Source organism: Streptomyces adustus, from assembly GCF_009377175.1.
Lineage (GTDB): Bacteria > Actinomycetota > Actinomycetes > Streptomycetales > Streptomycetaceae > Streptomyces > Streptomyces adustus.
This window is the reverse complement of sequence record NZ_VJZD01000544.1, coordinates 1-1291: the sequence shown is the minus strand read 5'-3', so window position 1 is coordinate 1291 and position 1291 is coordinate 1. Positions and strand designations below refer to the sequence as shown.

1 protein-coding gene is annotated in these 1291 nt (G+C 72.9%); it reads right to left on the bottom strand.

Features of this window, described 5'->3' with window-relative positions:
- Positions 1 to 1291, bottom strand: a 1291-nt coding sequence (locus tag FNH09_RS46435) for a site-2 protease family protein (RefSeq protein WP_238427502.1), incomplete at both ends; no start/stop codon positions are given.

Sequence of the window (1291 nt, the reverse complement as noted above, 5' to 3'; positions counted from 1 at the left end):
CAGCTGGGGCGGGCCATGGCCTTGACGAAGGCGCGCTCGACGTCGGCGGCGGACAGGACGCCGTAGATCTCTCCGGTGTCCTCGACGACGAGGTATTCGGTGGCGGGGGTGGCGCGCAGGACGTCGAGGAGTTCTTCGCCGGAGAGTTCGGCGGAGACGCGCATGCCGTCGGTGAGGTCCTGGGCGAGGCCGCTGACGGCGACCCAGGGGCGGCGGTGTTCGGGTACGCCGACGATGGCGGCCTCGCGGACGAGGGAGAGGGGTTCGCCGGCGGCGTCGACGACGACGAGGGCGCGGGCGCCGGCGGCGTTGGCGCGGCGGAGGGCTTCGGAGAGGGGGGTGGTGGTCTCGACGGGGACGGCGCGGCGGGTGAGGTTGCGGGCGCGCAGTTCGGGGAGGTGTTCGCGCAGGCGGGCCATGCGCAGGCTGTTGCCGGCTCCGGTCCAGATGATGGCGGCGAGGATGGCGGCGAGGAGGGCGTCGAAGACGGTGTCCATGCCGACGCTGTCCTCGGCGGTGGAGCCGAGGGCGCCGGACTGGGTGAGCAGGGGCAGCCCGATGAGGACGGAGACGGCGAGGGCGCGGCCGACCCAGGCTGCGGCGACGGTGCCGCTCATGGCGCGTCCGGTGATTTTCCAGACGACGGCGCGGAGCATGCGTCCGCCGTCGAGGGGGAGGCCGGGCAGGAGGTTGAAGGCGGCGACGATGAGGTTGGAGATCATCAGGCCGGCGAGGAGGACGCCGGGGACGGTGCCGGGCTGGACGGGTCGCATGGCGAGGTAGAAGACGCCGGCGAGGACCAGGGAGAGCAGGGGGCCGACGAAGGCGAGGACGAATTCGCGGCCGGGGGTCTCGGCTTCCTTCTCGATCTCGGAGACGCCGCCGAAGAACTGGAGCTGGATGCGGCGGACGGGGAGTTTGAAGCGGAGGGCGGCGACGGTGTGGGCGAGTTCGTGGACGAGCACGGAGGCGTAGAAGGCGACGGCGAAGAAGAGGGAGACGAGGTAGCGGGCGGCGCCGAGTTCGGGCAGGACGCGGTCGAGCTGGTTGCCGAAGACCCAGGTGATCAGGGCGGCGACGAGGAACCAGCTGGGTGCGACGTAGACGGGTACGCCGAAGGGGCGTCCCATGAGGAGTCCGCCGCGGGGTTCGGGGGCGCGTCGGGGTGGCCGGCTGTTGCCGGTGGGTGAGTGGGCGAGGGTGCGCCGGCCGGGAATGTCCGGGGTGCCGGGGGTGTCCGGGGTGTCGTGGTGGGTGCCGGTGGGTGGTGTCGGCACGCCGGGTGCGGGGG